22 protein-coding genes are annotated in these 19,873 nt (G+C 36.5%); 18 read left to right on the top strand and 4 right to left on the bottom strand.

Translation table 11 applies throughout. The annotated features are described in order from the left end of the window. Positions 1-24: 24 nt before the first annotated feature. Both pieS and pieR read right to left on the bottom strand, forming a co-directional pair. Positions 25-1,464 (bottom strand): two component system sensor histidine kinase PieS, encoded by a 1,440-nt coding sequence (pieS, locus tag PQQ29_RS07735; RefSeq protein WP_003771912.1) that lies wholly within the window; start codon positions 1,462-1,464, stop codon positions 25-27. After that, positions 1,461-2,147 carry a two component system response regulator PieR gene (gene pieR, locus PQQ29_RS07730; protein WP_003762357.1) on the bottom strand — a complete coding sequence of 229 codons (687 nt, stop codon included), beginning with the start codon at positions 2,145-2,147 and terminating at the stop codon, positions 1,461-1,463. The genes pieS and pieR overlap by 4 nt, the downstream gene beginning before the upstream one ends. 167 nt (positions 2,148-2,314) lie before the next feature. Here pieR and PQQ29_RS07725 point away from each other — a divergent pair, with 167 nt between their 5' ends. The 6 genes from PQQ29_RS07725 (at position 2,315) to PQQ29_RS07700 (ending at position 8,564) form a co-directional block, all read left to right on the top strand. After that, positions 2,315-3,817 (top strand): ABC transporter permease, encoded by a 1,503-nt coding sequence (locus PQQ29_RS07725; protein WP_187984121.1) that lies wholly within the window; start codon positions 2,315-2,317, stop codon positions 3,815-3,817. A gap of 8 nt (positions 3,818-3,825) precedes the next feature. Next, a complete protein-coding gene (locus PQQ29_RS07720) occupies positions 3,826-4,521 on the top strand; it encodes an ABC transporter ATP-binding protein (protein WP_010991584.1) in 696 nt (231 codons plus the stop codon). A 307-nt stretch (positions 4,522-4,828) separates the two neighbouring features. Then, positions 4,829-7,468: an alanine--tRNA ligase gene (alaS, locus tag PQQ29_RS07715; protein WP_010991583.1), complete on the top strand. Its 2,640-nt coding sequence runs from the start codon at positions 4,829-4,831 to the stop codon at positions 7,466-7,468. Positions 7,469-7,560: 92 nt separating this feature from the next. After that, on the top strand, positions 7,561-7,833 hold the full coding sequence (gene reoM, locus PQQ29_RS07710; RefSeq protein WP_003719797.1) for an IreB family regulatory phosphoprotein ReoM: 273 nt from the start codon (positions 7,561-7,563) through the stop codon (positions 7,831-7,833). After that, the gene (gene ruvX / locus PQQ29_RS07705; protein ID WP_003762351.1) at positions 7,830-8,246 is read left to right on the top strand and encodes a Holliday junction resolvase RuvX; all 417 of its coding nucleotides are present in this window, start codon (positions 7,830-7,832) and stop codon (positions 8,244-8,246) included. Before reoM ends, ruvX begins: the two co-directional genes overlap by 4 nt. Before the next feature lie 15 nt (positions 8,247-8,261). Continuing rightward, positions 8,262-8,564, top strand: a complete 303-nt coding sequence (locus PQQ29_RS07700) for a DUF1292 domain-containing protein (RefSeq protein WP_003722010.1) — start codon at positions 8,262-8,264, stop codon at positions 8,562-8,564. A gap of 44 nt (positions 8,565-8,608) precedes the next feature. Here the strand turns inward: PQQ29_RS07700 and PQQ29_RS07695 are convergent, their stop codons facing one another. After that, positions 8,609-9,235, bottom strand: a complete 627-nt coding sequence (locus PQQ29_RS07695) for a DedA family protein (protein WP_010991582.1) — start codon at positions 9,233-9,235, stop codon at positions 8,609-8,611. A gap of 202 nt (positions 9,236-9,437) precedes the next feature. Between PQQ29_RS07695 and mltG the strand changes: the two genes are divergently transcribed. From mltG to PQQ29_RS07665, 6 genes are all read left to right on the top strand, one after another. Continuing rightward, positions 9,438-10,508: an endolytic transglycosylase MltG gene (gene mltG, locus PQQ29_RS07690; protein WP_010991581.1), complete on the top strand. Its 1,071-nt coding sequence runs from the start codon at positions 9,438-9,440 to the stop codon at positions 10,506-10,508. Positions 10,509-10,584: 76 nt separating this feature from the next. Beyond that, complete coding sequence (locus PQQ29_RS07685; protein WP_003771906.1) at positions 10,585-11,238, top strand: O-methyltransferase; 654 nt, start codon at positions 10,585-10,587, stop codon at positions 11,236-11,238. Beyond that, positions 11,235-11,864 (top strand): uridine kinase, encoded by a 630-nt coding sequence (gene udk / locus PQQ29_RS07680; protein ID WP_003762345.1) that lies wholly within the window; start codon positions 11,235-11,237, stop codon positions 11,862-11,864. Before PQQ29_RS07685 ends, udk begins: the two co-directional genes overlap by 4 nt. 193 nt (positions 11,865-12,057) lie before the next feature. Next, complete coding sequence (greA, locus tag PQQ29_RS07675; protein WP_003722004.1) at positions 12,058-12,540, top strand: transcription elongation factor GreA; 483 nt, start codon at positions 12,058-12,060, stop codon at positions 12,538-12,540. A 47-nt stretch (positions 12,541-12,587) separates the two neighbouring features. Next, on the top strand, positions 12,588-13,220 hold the full coding sequence (locus tag PQQ29_RS07670) for a YrrS family protein (protein WP_003762340.1): 633 nt from the start codon (positions 12,588-12,590) through the stop codon (positions 13,218-13,220). Positions 13,221-13,270: 50 nt separating this feature from the next. Beyond that, on the top strand, positions 13,271-13,972 hold the full coding sequence (locus PQQ29_RS07665; RefSeq protein ID WP_003766948.1) for a 5'-methylthioadenosine/adenosylhomocysteine nucleosidase: 702 nt from the start codon (positions 13,271-13,273) through the stop codon (positions 13,970-13,972). A gap of 32 nt (positions 13,973-14,004) precedes the next feature. Here PQQ29_RS07665 and PQQ29_RS07660 read toward each other — a convergent pair whose 3' ends face one another. Continuing rightward, positions 14,005-15,813 (bottom strand): M3 family oligoendopeptidase, encoded by a 1,809-nt coding sequence (locus tag PQQ29_RS07660; protein WP_187984120.1) that lies wholly within the window; start codon positions 15,811-15,813, stop codon positions 14,005-14,007. A gap of 163 nt (positions 15,814-15,976) precedes the next feature. Here PQQ29_RS07660 and PQQ29_RS07655 point away from each other — a divergent pair, with 163 nt between their 5' ends. Genes PQQ29_RS07655 through yqeK form a run of 6 tightly spaced genes read left to right on the top strand, consistent with a single transcriptional unit; the run spans position 15,977 to position 19,873 of the window. Continuing rightward, on the top strand, positions 15,977-16,498 hold the full coding sequence (locus PQQ29_RS07655) for a YqeG family HAD IIIA-type phosphatase (RefSeq protein ID WP_003762335.1): 522 nt from the start codon (positions 15,977-15,979) through the stop codon (positions 16,496-16,498). Continuing rightward, positions 16,495-17,595, top strand: a complete 1,101-nt coding sequence (gene yqeH / locus PQQ29_RS07650; RefSeq protein WP_003762333.1) for a ribosome biogenesis GTPase YqeH — start codon at positions 16,495-16,497, stop codon at positions 17,593-17,595. The genes PQQ29_RS07655 and yqeH overlap by 4 nt, the downstream gene beginning before the upstream one ends. A gap of 19 nt (positions 17,596-17,614) precedes the next feature. Then, on the top strand, positions 17,615-18,436 hold the full coding sequence (gene aroE, locus PQQ29_RS07645; RefSeq protein ID WP_010991578.1) for a shikimate dehydrogenase: 822 nt from the start codon (positions 17,615-17,617) through the stop codon (positions 18,434-18,436). Further along, positions 18,436-18,726 (top strand): ribosome assembly RNA-binding protein YhbY, encoded by a 291-nt coding sequence (gene yhbY / locus PQQ29_RS07640; protein ID WP_003771899.1) that lies wholly within the window; start codon positions 18,436-18,438, stop codon positions 18,724-18,726. Before aroE ends, yhbY begins: the two co-directional genes overlap by 1 nt. Before the next feature lie 18 nt (positions 18,727-18,744). Then, on the top strand, positions 18,745-19,311 hold the full coding sequence (locus PQQ29_RS07635; protein ID WP_010991577.1) for a nicotinate-nucleotide adenylyltransferase: 567 nt from the start codon (positions 18,745-18,747) through the stop codon (positions 19,309-19,311). Next, positions 19,298-19,873 (top strand): bis(5'-nucleosyl)-tetraphosphatase (symmetrical) YqeK, encoded by a 576-nt coding sequence (yqeK, locus tag PQQ29_RS07630; RefSeq protein ID WP_003771898.1) that lies wholly within the window; start codon positions 19,298-19,300, stop codon positions 19,871-19,873. Before PQQ29_RS07635 ends, yqeK begins: the two co-directional genes overlap by 14 nt.

The following is a 19,873-nucleotide window of genomic DNA, read 5'->3' as shown; positions in this document are numbered from 1 at the left end:
ACCCACTCGCAAGTGGGTGTTTTTTTATTGCTCATTATCTTGGAAAAACGGTAAACGAATCGTAAATGTCGTGCCTTTATTTGGCTCGCTAGTAACGCTAATGGTTCCATCATGGTATTCAATTAACTGTTTCACGATAGAAAGACCAATTCCAGATTCCCCGAAAGCTGTATTCGTGCGGGACATATCTGCTTTATAAAATCGTTCCCAAATCTGTTCTAGTTCTTCTGTGTTCATGCCGATGCCAGTATCCGTAATAGTTAATACAGATTCCTTATAATCTTGAGTCCCAGTTAAGGTAATCAGACCATTTTCAGTAAACTGGACACCATTTTTAACAATATTAATAAATACTTGAGTTAAACGGTCATAATCAGCGTAAATATACATATCTTTATCAATATCGACTGTAATCTTATTGCCTTTTTCAGTGGCTACATAATCTAGTTGTTCTTTAATTAGCTCTAAAAATTCACGACCATTAAAGCGAGTTTTTTGTAGTTTGATTTTATTGCTGCGTATTTTTTCATAATCAAGATTTTCATTAACCAATTTTGTTAATCGTTTTGCTTCTGTGTCTATTAAAGCAATACAGCGATCTGTTTCACTTTTTGGAATAATATCGTTTACTAGACCTTCTGTTAAGCCACTAATTGTTGTGAGTGGGGTACGCATTTCATGGGAAACATCCGCGATAAACTGGCGCCGACGTTTTTCTTGTCGTTCAATTTCTTCTTGAGATGTTTCAAGCGTTTCCGTCATTTTGTTGAAATCAATGGCAAGTGCGCCAATTTCATCAAAATTATTCTCTTTTAGCCGCGCCTTATAATTGCCTTGGATCACATCTTTTGTTGCTGAACGCAATTTATTAATCCGATTGACTTGTAGTTTGGACAGAATAGCACTCAAAATAAGCGCAATCGTTATCGATAGTAAAATAGTATAGAACATATAACGATTAATTGTTCCAATCACTTGTTCAGTCCCGCTAATTGGAGAATTTAAGACGATGGATCCAACAAATTTATCGCCATCCATAATTGGTACATAAACAATAGTCATTTCACGATTAAAACGATTGTCGATTTTTTTACTAACTGTTTCGCCACTTTTTAATTTTTTCTTATCATCTTTTGAAATTGAAAAATCTTTTGGTAATGGTTGATTGAGCTGAGTAGGGTAAATCGTTTCGTCATCTGCATTTTTGATGGTGTAATGGATCTTTTTAACATCTAAAATGCGCTGATACGTATTAAGAACTTGAATGGTTGCATCTTGCGGCGAGTGGCGAATGTCCATCGAAATCGTTTCACCATAACTAGTTAAATCATCTACTTGGCTTTGATAAAAATAGTCTTTTAGTGAGTGAGAAACAAGCACGCCAATCATAATACAAGCAATAAGTAAAATGATAAATTGTGTGAAAAAAAGTTGGTAGGCATATTTAAATTTCATTCGCTTCATTCCGTTTCATCAAATTTATAGCCTACACCCCAAACAGTGTGTAAAAACGGCTTCGTGTCTGTTGCGATTTTTTGGCGTAAACGTTTGATATGAACATCCACTGTACGCTCATCCCCGTAAAATTGATAACCCCAGACTTGCTCGAGTAACTGTTCTCTTGAAAAAACTTGACGCGGATGTTGCATTAGAAAGTAAAGCAAATCAAATTCTTTCGGAGTCAAGGCATCAAGCAGCTCACCTTGATAAAAAATTTCCCGGGTGCGCTTACTAATTTTAAAATAAGTTGTTTCTAGAATGTCTTCATCATTTTCAGTCGTCGTATGATTGTTTTTTCGACGAGTAACAGCTTTGATACGCGCCATTAATGTAAGTGGGCTAAATGGTTTCGTAACATAATCATCAGCGCCCATTTCAAGACCAAGCACTTGATCAGATTCAGACTCTTTTGCCGTTAAAATAATAATCGGAACATCACTAACTTCACGGATTTTACGGCAAATTGTCATTCCGTCCATATTTGGCAGCATTAAATCAATAATTGCAATATCAAAATCATCCTTAAAAAATGTTTCATAACCAAGTTTGCCATCATGCACAAACGTAGCATCAATTTCTTCTTTCATAAAGAACATTTCTATCATTTCACAAACGCTGACATTATCTTCTATCATAAGTAGTTTCATATTTTGTATTCACTCCTCTTACATTAAAACTAGACTAATTAGACCCAATAATCAAGCCAAATTATTTTTTTCGCGAAAGTTTAAAATATGCATCATAGTTTGTTCATACTTTCTTCATAAATGCCCAGTAATCTTAGTGGGGTAGAAACAGAAATGGAGGAAATCACATGAATTTTTTTAAGAGAGCATGGCTCAGCATGAAAGCAAGAAAAGGTAGATCTGTTTTACAACTAATTATTTTCACAGTAGTGTGTGTGCTTATTTTATCAGGCTTTACCATTCAATCCGCTGCAGATAAAGCAAGCGAATTAGCGAGGGAACAGCTAGGAGGTACAGTAACATTAACTGTTGACCAAGAAAAGCAAATGGCTGCAATGAAAGAAGAGGCTGCAAATAGTGATAGCAGTTCGACAGACTCAAAACCAAAATTTCAAAGTAACCCAATTGATGTAAGCGATGCGAACGAATTAGCATCATTAGATCATGTGAAAAATTACAATTACTATTCAAGTACGCAAGCATTAGCGTCTGGATTTGACCCTATTGAATCTTCAGGAGACACTTCCTCTAGCAGTGATGATTCCTCGAGTTCTAATCAAACAGGAGGTCCAGGCGGTGGAAATGGCGGTCCGCAAATGGTAGATGCAGACTTAAGTATTAGCGGTCTACTTGATTCCGCAACAAGTACCGATTTTGATGCAGGAACAAGTAAATTAACAAGTGGTGTAGCAATTACAGCTAATGATAAAGATAAAAATGTTGCAATGGTAGAAGAAAACTTAGCAGAACAAAATGACTGGAAAGTTGGCGACTCTTTTACCGTTACTTCAAGTGATGGAAATACAAAAGTAACACTAAAAATTGTTGGTATTTATAAAACAACCGATTCAGGAAATGATATGGCGCAAAACTTCTCCTTCTTAAATCCTTATAACAAAGTATACGTTCCTTATACAGTAGCCAATACTATTAAAGGTTCTGATTATAAAGACACAGTAGACTCCGCCGTATACACAATGGATGATGCGGCTAATATTTCTGCTTTTGAGAAAGAAGCGAAAAAAGTTGATGGCATTGACTGGGACACATTTAAATTAGATGCCAACGATACACTTTATCAACAAATGATTGGGCCGATTAATAGTGTAGCTTCGTTTTCTAAAAATGTAGTTTATATAGTTAGTATTGCGGGAGCCTTAATCCTAGGCTTACTTGTAATGATGCAAGTACGTGATCGTAAATACGAAATGGGTGTGCTATTAGCTATTGGAGAAAAACGTGGTAAATTAATCGCTCAGTTCTTTGTAGAAATTTTAATAGTAGCGCTCGTTTCCTTTGGTTTAGCAGCTGCAAGTAGTCATTATGTAGCTCAATTAGCTGGAAACCAATTACTAGCACAGCAAAATTCATCTACTACAAGTGAATCAACTACTTCAGAAAATCGCGGCCCAGGTGGCGGTGGTCCAGGAGGTCCAGGTGGATTTGCGGGAAGTGTTAGTAACTTAACGAAAAATACAGAACAAATTAAAGAACTCAACATCCAAGTAACTTTAGAAGATATGCTTAAAATGGGTGGAATTGGTATAGGAATCGCCTTTATATCCGTTCTTTTACCAGCAGCACTTGTTCTTCGTATGAATCCAAAAACAATTCTAACTAAACAGGAGTAGGTGACGATATGACCAAAGTATTGACGTTTGAAAATATCTCTTATTGGTATAAAACAAAAGATGAATCGATTTTAAGTGATATAAATTATGATTTTGAAGCTGGTGTTTTTTACACTGTAGTAGGAAGTTCAGGCTCTGGGAAAACGACTTTCTTATCGCTTGCAGGAGGACTGGATACGCAAAAAGAAGGAGACATCTACTATAAAGGTAGTTCACTCAAAAGCATTGGCTTACAACAATTTAGAAATAGATATGTATCCATTGTATTCCAAAGTTATAATTTATTAACATATATGACTGCTCTTCAAAACGTAACAACTGCAATGGAAATTACCCATGTCAACCAGCCAGACAAAAAAGCTTTTGCACTAAGCATGCTTGAAAAAGTGGGCATTACTGAGAAAATGGCGCGCCAAAAAGTGCTGACTTTAAGTGGCGGACAGCAGCAAAGGGTTTCCATCGCACGGGCGTTATGTTGTGAAACAGAATTAATCGTTGCTGATGAACCTACCGGAAACTTAGACGAACGAACAAGTAAAGAAGTAGTTACGTTATTCCAAGATTTAGCGCATAAAGAAGGAAAATGTGTCATTATGGTAACGCATGACCCAGAAATTGCGAAAGTGTCAGATGTAAAACTAACTCTTAAAAACGGAAGCTTTGTTGAAAAGAAACAATCAACGAATAGCTTAATAAACAGTTGACATTTAGCCATCCGTTCTTTATAATTTAGTTTATTGTTGAATAAATATTGATACATGATAGGAATATGATTTTGGTTTCCACGTGATTAGAGAGTTTTCCCTTGGCTGGAAGGAAAGCCACGCTTGTGCCGAAGTTGCTCTCCCATTAGATGGTCCGTCTTATCCACGTTAACAGATAATTGAAGAGGTAATGATACAAAGTCTATATCATTGCAAACAGGGTGGTACCGCGATTTACCAAAATCGTCCCTGTGAGCAATCATATAGGCTTTTTTTGTTGTAAAAAACCAAAAGGAGGAAATAAAAAATGAAACAATTATCAAGCGCAGAAGTAAGACAGCTATTTTTAGATTTCTTTAAAGAAAAAGGGCATACAATCGAACCTAGTGCACCACTTGTACCAAACAACGATCCGACGATTCTTTGGATTAATAGTGGTGTAGCAACAATGAAAAAATACTTTGATGGTTCGGTTATTCCGGATAATCCAAGAATGGCTAATGCACAAAAATCAATCCGTACGAATGACATTGAAAACGTAGGTAAAACAGCCCGTCACCATACTTTCTTTGAAATGCTAGGAAACTTTTCGATTGGTGATTACTTTAAAGAAGGCGCAATTCTTTTTGCTTGGGAATTCCTAACAAGTCCTAAATGGATTGGCTTTGATCCTGATAAATTATATGTCACTGTTTATCCTGAAGACGAAGAAGCGAAAACTTTATGGCGCGAAAAAATTGGCTTAAGTGAAGATCATATCGTTGAAATTGAAGATAATTTTTGGGATATAGGTATTGGACCAAGTGGCCCGGATAGCGAAATTTTCTATGATCGTGGACCTGCTTTTGGAGATGACGAAAGTGACCCAGAATTATATCCAGGTGGCGAAAATGAACGTTACTTAGAAATTTGGAACCTTGTATTTTCTCAGTTTAACCATAATCCAGATGGAACATACACACCACTTCCTAAACAAAACATTGATACTGGGATGGGTCTAGAACGCATGGTTTCTATCATCCAAGACGCGCCAACGAACTTTGAAACAGATTTATTTATGCCGATTATTCGTGAAGTAGAACAAATTTCTGGCGTGAAATACGGTCATTCACAAGAAAATGATGTTGCGTTTAAAGTAATCGCTGACCATATTCGTACCGTAGCATTTGCAATTGGCGACGGCGCATTGCCATCCAACGAAGGACGCGGATATATTTTGCGTCGTTTACTTCGCCGTGCAGTTCGTTACGCGAAAGTACTTACAATCAATGAACCATTTATGTACAAATTAGTACCAGTCGTTGGTAAAATCATGAATAGTTTCTATCCAGAAGTAGAAAATCAAACCGACTTTATTCAAAAAGTAATTCGTACGGAAGAAGAACGATTCCACGAAACATTAAATGAAGGTCTGGCAATCCTTGAAACAATCCTTAAAAATGCCAAAGAAACAAACGAACAAACTATCAAAGGCGCAGATATTTTCAAATTATATGATACATTTGGTTTCCCAGTGGAATTAACGGAAGAATACGCAGAAGACCATGGCTTAAAAGTCGATCATGCTGGATTTGAAGCTGAAATGAAAGAACAACGCGACCGTGCTCGTTCCGCCAGAGCAGACGTGAAATCAATGCAAGTTCAAGGCGAACTGCTAGCTAATTTAACAGATAAAAGTGAATTCGTTGGTTATAATACAACAGAACATGTTTCTGAAATATTGTATTTAATTCAAGATGATACGCTTGTTGATGAAGTAGCTTCTGGAAGCGAGGCACAAGTTATTTTCAAAGAAACACCATTTTATGCAGAAAGCGGCGGACAAGTTGCTGACAAAGGAACGATAGAAAGCGAAACAGGAGTTGCTTACGTAGAAGATGTTCAAAAAGCTCCTAATAAACAAAACTTACACCGTATTTCTGTAAAAGAAGGCGTATTAAAAACAGGCGATACAGTGAAACTTGCTGTTGACAAAGTAAAACGTCGTGAAACAATCAAAAATCATACAGCAACCCATCTTTTACATCGTGCACTCAAAGATACATTAGGCGAACATGTTAACCAAGCAGGTTCACTCGTTTCCCCAGATCGCTTACGTTTTGACTTCTCTCATTTTGGTCAAATTACAGAAGAAGAATTAACAAAAATGGAAGAAATCGTCAATGAAAAAATCTGGGAACAAATCAATGTTATTATTGAAGAAATGCCGATTGCAGAAGCGAAAGAACTTGGAGCTATGGCCCTTTTTGGTGAAAAATATGGCGAGGTCGTTCGTGTGGTTCAAGTTGGTAAATATAGTATTGAACTTTGCGGTGGCGTTCACGTTCGTAATACAGCAGACATTGGTCTATTTAAAATCGTTTCTGAAACAGGTATCGGAGCGGGAACTCGACGTATTGAAGCAGTTACCGGAAAAGAAGCATATCGCTTTGTGACTGAACAAGAAAATACACTAAAACAAACTGCTAACCTACTAAAAACAACTACAAAAGAAACGCCGCAAAAAGTAGAGCAACTGCAAGCTGATTTACGTGAAGTAAGACGTGAAAACGAATCATTATTAAGTAAATTAGCAAGTGCTGCAAGTGCCGATATTTTTGAATCACCAGAAGAAATCGGTGGCGTAAAAGTAATTGCTAAACAAGTAAATGCGAAAGATATGAACCAATTACGTCAGTTTGTTGATAACTGGAAAGATAAAAAAATTGGTGGCGTTCTTGTTCTAGGAGCAGTTCAAGGTGATAAAGTAAACTTGATTTCTGCAGTTTCAGAAGATGCAATCAAAGCTGGCTATCATGCTGGTAAACTTTTAAAAGAAGTTGCGACACGATGCGGCGGAAATGGTGGCGGACGTCCTGATATGGCGCAAGCTGGCGGTAAAAATCCAGCTGAACTAGGAACAGCTCTTGATTATGTTTCTACATGGGTGAAAGAACAACAAGCATAAATTTTCGTTAAAGCACTTCATTTTTCTTTGTTATTTCCGTTCACATGGTGTAAAATGAATAGAGATACATGAAGGAATGAGGTGCTTCGATTATGGATTCAAAAGATCAAACAATGTTTTACAACTTCGGCGATGATTCAATTGAAGAAGATGTAAAAAAATTAATGAAACAAGTCTACGTTGCTCTTGAAGAAAAAGGCTATAATCCCGTTAATCAAATCGTTGGCTATTTACTCTCAGGTGACCCTGCCTATATACCTCGTCACAAGGATGCCCGGAGCATGATACGCCGTTTAGAACGAGATGAAATTATCGAGGAACTTGTTAAAGCGTATCTGAAAAATAACGAAATTGGTGAGAAATGAGAATAATGGGTTTAGATGTCGGCTCGAAAACAGTCGGCGTAGCGATAAGTGATCCACTTGGTTGGACCGCACAAGGTGTTGAAACCATTCAGATTGACGAGAGCAGAAAACAATTTGGCTACGACAGAGTAAAAGAGCTCGTGCTCGAATACGAAGTTGAAAAAGTCGTTGTTGGGCTACCTAAGAATATGAATAATACCATCGGACCTCGTGCTGAAAGTTCCAAAATATATGCTGAAGTACTTGAGTCAAGAATTGGACTTCCTGTTGTACTTTGGGATGAACGTTTGACCACTTCTGCCGCTGAAAGAACTTTGATTGAAGCAGACGTTTCGCGTAAAAAACGAAAAGAAGTAATTGATAAGTTAGCTGCAGTAATGATTTTACAGTCCTATTTGGACACTACTAATTAATTTGAGGTGAATTTAATGGCAGAAGAACATAACCATAATCATGAAGAAGAAAATATTATTTGGATTACAAATGAAGAAGGAAAAGAAGAAGCTTACGAAATTCTTTTTGACTTTGATTCCGAAGACTTTGACAAATCTTACGTATTATATTTCCCAGCAGGAAAAGGGGAAGACGAAGAAATCGAAATTCTTGCATCTAGTTACATTCAAGATGAAGAAGGTAAACAAGGTCAACTTAAACCTGTTGAAACAGACGAAGAGTGGGATATGATTGAAGAAATACTTGCAACTTTCCTAGCTGACGAAGACGAAGAATAATATAAAAAAAGCATGTCCTGACAAAAACTGTCAAGACATGCTTTTTATTTTGCGTTTCTAGCGCGTTTATTCCATACTTTGTAAGCAAGGTAGACAACAATTGCAACTACTAGAGCTAACATTAAATAGCTAATTGGTCGTGTATATTTTTCCACAACGCTCCAATTGGAACCTAATGAATAACCGAGCCATGTCAGAAAAATATTCCACGGAATGCAGCCTAAAATCGTATATATAACAAATTTCCAGACATTCATTTTGGCAATTCCAGCTGGTAAAGAGATAAATGTTCGGATAACTGGCAAAACACGGCCGAAAAATACAGCTCTTGCGCCGTATCGACCAAACCATAATTCTGCTTTATCCAAGTGCTTCACATTTAAGAATATATACTTTCCGAATTTCAATACTAAAGCTCTACCACCGAATTTACCAATGTAGTAAGCAATCAGTGAACCAACTAAGTTACCAGCGATACCAGCAAATACAACGAGCCAGAAATTCAGTTTCCCAGCTTCCGCCATAAATCCGCCAAACAGCATGATAACTTCACTTGGAAGCGGAATGCAGACACTTTCGATAAGCATTCCGAGGAAAATTCCCCAGTGACCAAGTGAGTCTACTAACCACATCGTGAAATCTTGCAAACTTTGTATTAACGTATGTAACATCCAAAAGACTCCTTCAATCTTTATTTAATTGGCAGAAGCAAGTCCTTGACCGATTCTGTCTTGTTCGTTTAATCACGCTGTTTATTATACCGAAAAAACATAAAAACGTCACTTTTTAAGAAAATTTTCCGTATTGAATAGCATTTTTTTTAGATAATCGGTATAATAGATAGGAATTGTTTTCAATGAAATGAGGTCTATAATGAAGAATACAAAAGGTAAGAAAATTACAATTATTATTTCTATTATCATTCTAATTTTAGTAATCGCAACTTTTGCAGGGTATTATTATGTGAAGTCACAGCTAGAGCCAAGAGATGAAGCAAGCAAAGAGAAGATCGCTGTTGAAATTCCAGCAGGATCTAGTATTTCAGATATATCTACTATTTTAGAAGATAAAAAAGTCATTAATAACGCTTCTATTTTCTCTTTTTATGTAAAATACAATAATGATACGAATTTAAAAGCTGGGAATTATGAATTCACGCAAGCTATGAACACAGATCAAATCGTGAAGAAAATGCAAGAAGGAAAGACTGTCGCACCGGCAAAACTAGTCATTCCAGAAGGATATACACTCGATCAAATTGCTGATAGAATCGTCGCTTATCAACCTAAATTAAAAAAAGCCGATGTTCTTAAAATAATGGATAATCCAGAGTTTGTTGCTTCTATTATTAAAGCATTCCCAGAGACTGTCACAAATGATGTTTTGAATAAATCTATAAAACATCCGTTAGAAGGCTATTTATATCCAGCGACATATACTTTTAAAGGCTCGGATGTATCAGCTGAAACGATAATTAAAGAAATGGTGAAAGCAACAGACGTTAATATTGCTAAGTACCGCGACGAACTAACGAAACAAAAAATGTCCGTGCATAAATTCCTAACAATGTCTTCCATTATTGAAAAAGAAGCAACTGCCGATGTGGATCGCAAAATGATTGCTAGCGTTTTTTATAATCGTTTAGCAAAAGATATGCGTTTACAAACTGATCCTACTGTTCTTTATGCGCTTGGTGAACATAAAAGCAAAACAACCTATAAAGATTTAGAAGTAGATTCGCCGTATAACACATACAAAAACAATGGACTGCCACCAGGACCGATTTCTAATAGCGGTGACACATCTATGGAAGCAGCTCTTTACCCAGAAAAAAGTGATTATCTATACTTTTTAGCGAATACGAAAACTGGTAAAGTTTATTTCTCTAAAACATTAGAAGAGCACAATAAACTAAAAGAAGAGCATATTACGAAAAATAATTAAAATGAACCACTTGTCAGAAACGTGTATTGCATGTTTTTGGCAGGTGCTTTGTTTGTTAAAATGAGGGGATTTAGCAGTGAATGATATAATTCATGATTATTTATTAAAACATATTCCAAAGAGCACGCCTTTTTTTGAAGAATTAGAAGTATACGCAAAGGAACATGAAGTGCCGATTATGGAGCCAGATTCGTTACATTGTTTATTGCAAATTTTAGATATTCAAAAGCCGGAACGTATTTTAGAACTTGGAACAGCAATCGGATACTCTGCTTTAAAAATGGCAGATAAACTTCCAAAAACGGAAATTATCACAGTCGAACGTGATGAAGAACGATATAAAGAAGCTTTACATAATATAGAGCGTTACGGGGCTTCTGACAGAATAAAAGTCTTGCTTACGGATGCAATTGAAGGATCAGAAGAAATTTTAACGTATGGTCCGTTTGATGCCATATTTATTGATGCTGCCAAAGCGCAATATGAAAAATTTTTCCATATTTATACAGATTCCCTTGCTCCAGATGGTGTGATTTATAGTGATAATGTTCTTTTCAAAGGACTTGCGCTTGATATGTCACCAGAAAAACAGCGTAAACTTCGAGTTGCTCGTAAAATGCGCCATTTTAATGATTTTTTAGTGACGCATCCTGATTTTGATACTACAACTATTCCACTCGGAGATGGTTTATCTATTTCAAAAAGAAAGAAAACTGGAGGCATATCATGACAAAAAAACCAATCGTAGTCGGTGTAACTGGTGGTTCAGGTTCAGGAAAAACCAGTGTAACTAAAGCAATTTGTGATCATTTTAGCGGGCATTCTATTTTAATGATTGCGCAAGATGTCTACTATCATGATCAAGCAGATATTAGTTTTGAAGAGCGTTTAAAAGTAAACTACGATCATCCGTTAGCATTTGATACGGACTTACTTATTTCCCATATAGCAGCACTACGCCGTTATGAAACAATAGAAAAACCAATTTACGATTATGAAAAATATACGCGGAAACAAGAAGTAGAAATTCAAGAACCTAGAGAAGTAATTATTTTAGAAGGTATTTTAATCTTAGAAGATAAGCGATTACGCGACTTGATGGATATTAAAGTATATGTTGATACAGATGACGATATTCGTTTTATTCGTAGGTTATTAAGAGACATGAAAGAGCGAGGTCGAACGATGGATTCTGTTATCGATCAATATCTTTCTGTAGTAAAACCAATGCATAACGAATTTATTGAACCAACGAAAAAATTTGCCGATATAATTATTCCAGAAGGTGGAGAAAATCATGTGGCAATTGATTTGATGACAACAAAAATTGAATCAATCTTGCAAAAACATGTATAAGTAACAGGTAACACTTGTCAAACAGATTAATTTAAGGTAAAATTTTCCTAGTAAAAAGAGAGACAATTGCTTGCTATTTCTAGCGTGGCATGTTAATCTTTCTCACGAGTAGTAATGTTTTTTTATGAAGGTGCGGAGCGATATCTCCGTGCTTTTCTATACAATAATGAACAAACAAAAGGAGCGAAAACGATTGGCGACAGAAAAAGTATTTCCAATGACCCTAGATGGGAAAGCAAAATTAGAAAATGAATTACAAGAACTTAAGACAGTAAAACGGAAAGAAGTAGTAGAACGGATTAAAATTGCCCGTAGCTTTGGCGATTTATCTGAGAACTCCGAGTATGATTCCGCAAAAGACGAACAAGCTTTTGTTGAAGGTCGTATCACTACTATTGAAAATATGATTCGTAATGCTCAAATCATTGATGCAGCAGAAGCTCATAATGGTTTAGTAACACTTGGAAACACCGTTACATTTATTGAATTACCAGACGGAGAAGAAGAAACATACACGATTGTAGGGAGCGCAGAAGCTGATCCTTTTGAAGGTAAGATTTCTAACGATTCTCCAATTGCTAAAGGTTTACTTGGTCATAAAGAAGGGGAAGAAGTAACTATCCAAACCCCTGCTGGCGACATGAGTGTTAAGATCGAAAAAATCACTGCATCTTAATTTTATCTGTTTTTATACAGCGGTTACTTATAAGGTGGTGAAAGCAAATGGCAGATAATCGACAATCAAATAACCGTCGCATTAAACAAAACTTAGTCGAAGGATCTCGCTCAAGACAAAATACAAAACGAAAAAAAACGAATCTAGTTTTAAATCTTTTAATTATCGTGGTAAGCTTACTTATCATTGGTAGTCTATATTTTGTACTGTTTAAAACAGAAAGCGATCCAACTCAGCAAGAAAACAAAACGGCATCTTCCAATGCGAAAAAAGAAGATGCCGCTAAATCAAATAAAACTTCCGAAAAAAAATCGACTTCTTCGGATGAAAAAACAACAGAAACGACTAAAAGTGATGATCCTAATGTGGCAAAAGTTATTACAAAAGACTGGAAACCAATTGGAACTGAGCAAACTGGTGATCATGTGAATTCCTACAGCTCTACAAGTGTAGACTGGCAAGAAAAACGCAAAGCTTTTTCAGCAGCGACAGATATCCCAATCTCAAATACATCACTTTGGTTTGTAGAGCAAGGGGCTGACCCTGCTACTCAAGCAATTGGTACACTTTCTACTAAAGCAAATCCTGATAAAGCTTACCGTGTTTATATTACATGGGTAGACGGTGAAGGATGGCAACCAACAAAAGTAGAAGAGCTAAAAACAAACGACAAAAGATAAAAGCACAGAAGTTAGTTGTTAACGACTGTGCTTTTTTTGGAGGTTACATAATGACAATAGGCATTATTGGAGCAATGGAAGAAGAAGTTGAACTGTTAAAAAACACCATGCCCAGCATAGAAGAAGTTATTATCGGCGGAGCAAAATTTTATATCGGTGAAATTGCTGGTAAAGAAGTTGTGCTTTTAGAATCAGGTATAGGGAAAGTTAATGCTGCCCTTGGTACCACGCTTCTAGCAGACCGTTTTAAACCAGAAATTATTATTAACACTGGTTCAGCTGGAGGTATAGGTGAAGGCTTAGCAATTGGCGATGTCATTATATCTGATCGCTTAGCATATGGTGATGTTGATGTTACTGAATTTGGTTATACATATGGCCAAGTTCCACGTATGCCAGCTTTTTATCAAGGCGATGCTGTTCTTTTGAAAAAAGCTGAGACTATTTATCGTGATTATTTTGCAGATAGCGAAAATAAAGCTGTATATGGTCTTGTAATTACAAATGATTCATTTATTATGCGTCCAGATCAACATGAAATTATTCGAACATTTTTCCCGGATGTTAAAGCTGTGGAAATGGAAGCTGCTGCCATTGCGCAAGTAGCCTATCAATTTGATATTCCATTTCTTATCATCCGAGCTATATCGGATTTAGCCAATCAAGAGGCGACAATGTCTTTTGATGAGTTTATTCATTTAGCTGCAAAACAATCAGCTACTTGTATCATCGAATTATTAAAAACAATATAAAAAATCCAGGAGAGAGATTCTCCTGGATTTTTTTATTTTACGTATTCTTCCGTTAAAGTAAGAAAATCTTCTACATCTTTAGCGGCTAGGGCAACTGCTTCTTCCCAGAAATCAGCTTTACGCAAGTCGACTCCAAGATGTTTTTCTGCAAGTTGTTCTGTTGTCATCGAACCCGTATCTTTTAGAAGCGCAATATATTTATCTTCGTAGCTAGCACCTTCCGCTTGTGCTTTGTGATAAATACCAAGCGAGAATAAGTAACCAAAAGTATATGGGAAATTGTAAAATGGTACATCAGCAATATAAAAATGTAGTTTAGAAGCCCAAAATTGTGGATGATATTCATCTAAAGCATCTAAGTAAGCTTCACGTTGCGCTTCCTCCATTAAAGAATTAAGTCTATCAACTGACACTACACCTTGTTTGCGTGCTTCATAGAAATTGCATTCAAAAATAAATCTAGCATGAATATTCATAAAGAAAGCAATACTACGACCAATTTTATCTTCTAGTAAGGTGATTTTTTCTTCTTTTGTTTTGGCATCTTTTACAGAAGCATCGGCAATAATCATTTCAGCAAAAGTAGAAGCAGTTTCCGCAACATTCATTGCGTAATCAGTGTTTTCAAATGGCTCTTCCCGAATAACATGAGAATGGAAGGCGTGTCCGAGTTCATGTGCAAGAGTTGCAACAGTACCAGGAGCTCCGTCATATGTCATGAAAATCCGGCTTTCTTTTTCGACCGGGAAATCCGTGCAAAAGCCACCAGGACGTTTATTATCACGATCTTCTGCTTCAATCCAACCTTTTTCGAAAGCGGATTTCGCGAAGTTTGCCATTTTCGGGCTGAATTTATTAAATTGTTCGATGATAAAATCTGCGCCTTCTTGATAAGTATATTTTTTTGGTTCGCTTGAGAATACAAGAGGAGCTTCGACATCATAAAAGCTTAATTTTTCAAGCCCAAGCAATTTAGCTTTTCTATCTAAGAATCGGACAAAAGTCGGCTTGTTCGTTTGAATGACGTTCCACATAGATTTTAATGTTTGTTCATCCAAACGATTAATAGCAAGTGGTTCTTCTAAAATATTATCCCATTTACGAATTTCGTATGTAGCTAAACGGAAGCCTGATAAATGATTTAGAGTATCGCTAAAGAGACGAGATTCTTCTTGCCAAACACGAGTATATTCTTTGAAAACTGCCTGACGGACTGCGCGATCAGGGTGATTTAATAAGTTCAGAGCTTGTCCAGCAGATACGGACTTTTCTTCCCCGTCAGTAGTAATGTGCATCCGTAGTTTACCAACGATTGTATCATAATGGTCTGACCAACCACGATAACCATCAACAGCTAAAGAATTAATCGCTGCTTCTTGTTCTTTACTGCCTTTTTTACGACGGTTTGTACGTGCTTCACTTAAAATAAAACTAATTTGTGACAAACCATTTTGCTGCATTAGTTCATCCCAAACACGGTCAGATATTTGAGCAAATTTGTCATGCCATTCATCTTCTGCCGTCGATAGGGTAGCCACATATTGATAAATTAACGCAGAAAGTTCATTTGCACGAGTATCATTAACATCGGCTGAAGCAAGACATTCTAAAAAAGAACCAGCAGTTAATAAAACTTTTGAGATGTCCGCATTTTGATTAACCAATAGTAGAAATTCTACTGAAGCTTCGACGGTTTCGGGAACTTCCCACTCAGCTACATTCACGACAAAGCTATCCAAATCAGCTTTTACCTCTTGAAGTGTTTGCTGTAATTCTTCAGAACCACTACCGCCAACATATATATTTTCTAAATCCCAAGTTAATGCATAATCTTTTGACATTCGTCTACCTCCTTAAAAAAATAACATTTCCTTTCATATTATAGCATTTTTCTAAGGTTTTTTTGTAAAATAAGCAGAAAGATGGTAAAATTTATAGATTATTAGTCTAATTGAATGTATGATAGAATAGACTGTACTAAATAAAAGAATGAGGTGCCAATACGTGTTAAAGCAATTCTCACCAGATAAAATGTTGAATACTCCATTTGGAATAACAGCAGATCAGCTTCGTAAAATGGGAAAGACTACTATTTTAACTGATCTCGATAATACGCTGCTTGCTTGGGATCAACTAGATGCAACGGATGAAGTAATCAACTGGTTTACTATATTGAAAGAAGAAGGAATCAAAGTTATGATTTTTTCTAACAATAATGAAGAACGAGTTGCTCGTGTGGCAAAAGCAATTGATGTCCCTTATTTAGCGCGGGCAAAAAAACCCTTAGGCGCTAATTTTCGCTGGGCGCTAAAAGAAATGAACGCAACACCAGAAGAAACTGTGATGATTGGTGACCAAATTATGACAGATATATTCGGTGGTAATCGTCAAAAATTAACAACTATTTTTGTTCGTCCTGTAAAACAAACAGACGGTATGGCGACAAAATTAAATCGAATGATGGAAAGTATTATTTTAAAACGGTTAGCAAAGAAAAACCAAATTAAGTGGGAGGAATCACTTTGACAGAAGAAATAAGATGTATTGGTTGTGGGGCCATTATTCAAACAGAAGATCCTGATAAAATCGGCTATGCTCCTAAGTCATCGCTAAATAATGAACAAGTTATTTGTAAAAGATGTTTTCGTCTAAAGCATTACAATGAAATTCAAGATGTGGCGCTGACAGACGACGATTTTTTACGTATTTTAAATCAAATTAGTTCGAAGCAAGCTTTAATCGTCTATGTAGTAGATATTTTTGATTTTGATGGCAGTTGGTTGCCTGGACTTCCTCGTTTTGCAGGAAGCAATCCTGTATTACTTGTCGGAAACAAAGAAGACGTTTTACCAAAATCATTAAAACGTGATAAATTAACTCGCTGGATGAGAACTCGTGCAAAAGAACAAGGTTTGGCGGCAACAGATGTTGTTTTAGTCAGCGCTGAAAAAGGGCACGGTTTTGATACTCTTTTAGAAAAGATAGAAGAATTACGAAATGGGCAAGATGTGTATGTTGTTGGTTGTACAAATGTTGGTAAATCAACGCTTATCAACCGTATCATCAAACAAGCTTCAGGTGAAAACAATGTGATTACTACGTCGCAATTCCCAGGAACAACACTTGATAAAATCGAAATTCCGCTTGCTGATGGCAATGTACTTGTTGACACACCTGGAATTATAAATCACCATCAAATGGCGCATTTTATCGATACAACAACTTTAAAAGCTATCACACCTAAAAAAGAAGTAAAACCTGCTGTCTTCCAATTAAATGAAGAACAAACCTTATTTTTAGGCGCGCTTGCTCGTTTAGATTACGTGTCAGGTGGAAGAAAATCATTAGTTGTCTATGTATCTAATAATTTACCAATTCACCGAACAAAATTAGAAAAAGCAGATGCATTATATGAAAAACAAGCCGGTTTTGTTCTTCAACCTCCAACAGAAGAAGGGATGAAGACACTTCCTAAGCTCGTACCGTATACCTTTACCGTGAAAGATAAAGCGGATATTGTGTTTTCTGGACTTGGATGGGTGACAATACCTGAAGGCGGCGCAAAAGTCACTGCTTGGGTTCCTGAAGGCGTTAGCGCAACAATCCGGACATCACTCGTGTAAAACTAAGGAGGCCTGGCATTTGGAAAAATATGTTGTTATCGGAAATCCTATTCGTCACTCGTTATCACCAGCTATGCAAAATCGGATTTTCCAAGAACTTGGAATGAACGCGGAGTATAACTCTGTTTTGATAGAAGAAGATACTTTTGAGACAGAAATAAAAAAATTAATGGATTCTGGAGTGCGCGGATTTAATATCACGACACCATTTAAAGAGCGTATTCTACCATTTTTAGATGAATTAGAGGATTTGGCAGCAGCATCAGGCGCAGTGAATACAGTGCTTAGAAAAGATGGCAAGTGGTATGGCTTCAACACAGATGGCAAAGGTTATTTAGAAGGCTTAGAAGAAATTCGTTCAATTACAAAAGACGATTCTATTTTAATCACAGGAGCAGGTGGAGCTAGTAAAGCAATTTATCTTGCACTTAAAAGCCATACTGAGGCGAAAATAACCGTTGCCAATCGAACAACGGAAAAAGCGATAGAAATGACGAAAGATAATGATAATCATCATGCCATGACACTAGAACAAGCTGAAAAAGAACTGGCTGATTTTACAATTATTATCCAAACTACTTCTATCGGTCTAGAAGCTTCTAAGAATAAAAGCCCAATTTCGCTTTCTAATTTAACAAAAGGAACAATTTGTTCTGATATTATTTATAATCCAGCCGAAACAGCCTTTTTAAAAGAAGCAAAGAAAAATGGGGCTATTACACAAAATGGTTTACCAATGTTTGTTAATCAAGGGGCACTAGCCTTTGAAATATGGACTGGCATTAAGCCAGAGCGATCAATGATGAAAGAAGCAGTACTCGAACAATTAGGAGGAAACTAATGTTAACAGCTACACAAAAACGTTTTTTAAGAAAAGAAGCACACACAATTCAACCAATTTTCCAAGTAGGAAAAGGAAGTGTGTCACCAAATTTAATTATCCAAGTTAAAGAAGCACTTGAAGCTAGAGAATTAATTAAAATCTCCATTTTGCAAAATTGCGAAGAAGACAAACAAACAGTTGCTGAGAAAATTAGCACACGTGCAGGAGCAGACATCGTTCAAGTTATTGGCAGAACAATTATTCTTTACAAACAATCCGTAAATAAGCAACAAATTAAGTTGCCTTAAATTTGGAGGAAACCTGTCATGAAACATAAAGTCGGTATCTTAGGCGGCACATTTGATCCACCACATTTAGCGCACCTCCATATGGCAGAAGAAGCAAAAGCGCAACTCGGTCTTGAAAAAATCCTTTTTCTCCCCAATAAAGTTCCTCCACATAAACAGATTAGTGGTATGGCTTCAAATGAGGAACGAGTGGAAATGCTTCAATTGATGATAGAAGATAGGGATTCTTTTGAAATTGACACTCGCGAGCTTATGCGAACTGGAAAGTCCTATACGTATGATACAATGCGTGATATGATAAGCGAACAGCCGAATACGGATTTTTATTTTATTATCGGCGGGGACATGGTAGAATATTTGCCAAAGTGGTATCATATAGATGACTTAGTAAAAATGGTGACATTCGTTGGGGTTAACCGCCCACTATATCAAAAAGAAGTTCCGTACGATATTGTTAAAATCAATATGCCGGAAACAGCTATTTCTTCAACTGAAATTAGAAATGATATTGAACACGCAGAAGCCTTTTTACCAGAAAAAGTATGGTCATATATAAAGGAGCATCAACTTTATGGAAAGAAATGAAGTGCTAAAAAAAGTAGAAGAAGCTATGCCAACTGCAAGATTCAAACACACTTTAGGCGTTGAAAAAGCAGCAATAGAACTCGCAGAACATTATCACATGGATATAGAAAAGGCGAGAATAACCGCCCTGTTACACGATTATGCGAAATACTATGAAGATGATAAAGCGAGAAAAATCATTGAAGACGAGGGATTTGATCCACGTTTATTGCAGTTTCATCGCTCGCTTTGGCACGCTCCAGTTGGCGCATATTTAGCAGAAAAAGAGTTTGGCATTACTGATCCAGAAATCTTGGAAGCTATTCGTCTTCATACGACAGGAAGCGGAGCGATGTCCGATTTCGATAAACTCATCTATTTAGCGGATTATACGGAACCTGGAAGAACATTTCCTGGTGTATATAAAGCACGCAGACTAGCACTGAAATCACTTGACGCAGCAATGTTGTTTGCTTTATCCAATACAATAACGTATTTGATTAAAAAGCAACAATCGGTTTTTCCAGATACACTGGATGCCTATAATTATTTTGTTAATTTAAATTTGGAAGGAGACTATTAA

Origin of the sequence: Listeria innocua (assembly GCF_028596125.1) — a bacterium.
In the GTDB taxonomy this organism is placed as follows: domain Bacteria; phylum Bacillota; class Bacilli; order Lactobacillales; family Listeriaceae; genus Listeria; species Listeria innocua.
Note: the sequence above shows the minus strand (reverse complement) of the source record. Positions and strands in the feature narration are given on the sequence as shown.

Excerpts from the sequence above, each read along its gene's own strand:
- PQQ29_RS07665 (WP_003766948.1), top strand. The coding sequence starts at position 13,271 with ATGACAATAGGCATTATTGGAGCAATGGAAGAAGAAGTTGAACTGTTA.
- pieR (WP_003762357.1), bottom strand. The coding sequence starts at position 2,147 with ATGAAACTACTTATGATAGAAGATAATGTCAGCGTTTGTGAAATGATA.
- udk (WP_003762345.1), top strand. The coding sequence starts at position 11,235 with ATGACAAAAAAACCAATCGTAGTCGGTGTAACTGGTGGTTCAGGTTCA.
- PQQ29_RS07670 (WP_003762340.1), top strand. The coding sequence starts at position 12,588 with ATGGCAGATAATCGACAATCAAATAACCGTCGCATTAAACAAAACTTA.
- ruvX (WP_003762351.1), top strand. The coding sequence starts at position 7,830 with ATGAGAATAATGGGTTTAGATGTCGGCTCGAAAACAGTCGGCGTAGCG.
- PQQ29_RS07720 (WP_010991584.1), top strand. The coding sequence starts at position 3,826 with ATGACCAAAGTATTGACGTTTGAAAATATCTCTTATTGGTATAAAACA.
- yqeK (WP_003771898.1), top strand. The coding sequence starts at position 19,298 with ATGGAAAGAAATGAAGTGCTAAAAAAAGTAGAAGAAGCTATGCCAACT.
- pieS (WP_003771912.1), bottom strand. The coding sequence starts at position 1,464 with ATGAAGCGAATGAAATTTAAATATGCCTACCAACTTTTTTTCACACAA.
- reoM (WP_003719797.1), top strand. The coding sequence starts at position 7,561 with ATGGATTCAAAAGATCAAACAATGTTTTACAACTTCGGCGATGATTCA.
- alaS (WP_010991583.1), top strand. The coding sequence starts at position 4,829 with ATGAAACAATTATCAAGCGCAGAAGTAAGACAGCTATTTTTAGATTTC.
- PQQ29_RS07635 (WP_010991577.1), top strand. The coding sequence starts at position 18,745 with ATGAAACATAAAGTCGGTATCTTAGGCGGCACATTTGATCCACCACAT.
- PQQ29_RS07660 (WP_187984120.1), bottom strand. The coding sequence starts at position 15,813 with ATGTCAAAAGATTATGCATTAACTTGGGATTTAGAAAATATATATGTT.
- yhbY (WP_003771899.1), top strand. The coding sequence starts at position 18,436 with ATGTTAACAGCTACACAAAAACGTTTTTTAAGAAAAGAAGCACACACA.
- PQQ29_RS07700 (WP_003722010.1), top strand. The coding sequence starts at position 8,262 with ATGGCAGAAGAACATAACCATAATCATGAAGAAGAAAATATTATTTGG.
- mltG (WP_010991581.1), top strand. The coding sequence starts at position 9,438 with ATGAAGAATACAAAAGGTAAGAAAATTACAATTATTATTTCTATTATC.
- PQQ29_RS07695 (WP_010991582.1), bottom strand. The coding sequence starts at position 9,235 with ATGTTACATACGTTAATACAAAGTTTGCAAGATTTCACGATGTGGTTA.
- PQQ29_RS07725 (WP_187984121.1), top strand. The coding sequence starts at position 2,315 with ATGAATTTTTTTAAGAGAGCATGGCTCAGCATGAAAGCAAGAAAAGGT.